1 pseudogene is annotated in these 310 nt (G+C 75.2%); it reads left to right on the top strand.

The window, feature by feature from the left end:
• Nucleotides 1-310, top strand: a pseudogene (locus tag QQK25_RS23515) (MFS transporter); the annotation flags it as partial.

The following is a 310-nucleotide window of genomic DNA, read 5'->3' on the forward strand; positions in this document are numbered from 1 at the left end:
GCCGTCAGCCTGGGCGCCTACGCGCTGGCGATGACCTTCGGGCGGGGCCGCTTCGGCGGGCTCAACCTGGCCTTGCTGGCGGCTGCGGCGGTCGGGGTGGCGCTGTTCGTGGCGGTGGAGCGGCGGGCAGCGTCGCCCCTGGTGCGGCTGGCGATGTTCAGCGACCGGCTGCTCACGGCCAGCCTCGTCACCAGCCTGCTGGTGTCGGCGGTGATGATGGCGACGCTGGTGGTGGGGCCGTTCTACCTGGCCGGCGCGCTGGGGCTGGACGTGGCGCGGGTCGGGCTGGTGGTGTCGGTGGGGCCGGTGG

Origin of the sequence: Zoogloea oryzae (genome assembly GCF_030161255.1) — a bacterium.
Taxonomy (GTDB): Bacteria; Pseudomonadota; Gammaproteobacteria; order Burkholderiales; family Rhodocyclaceae; genus Zoogloea; species Zoogloea oryzae.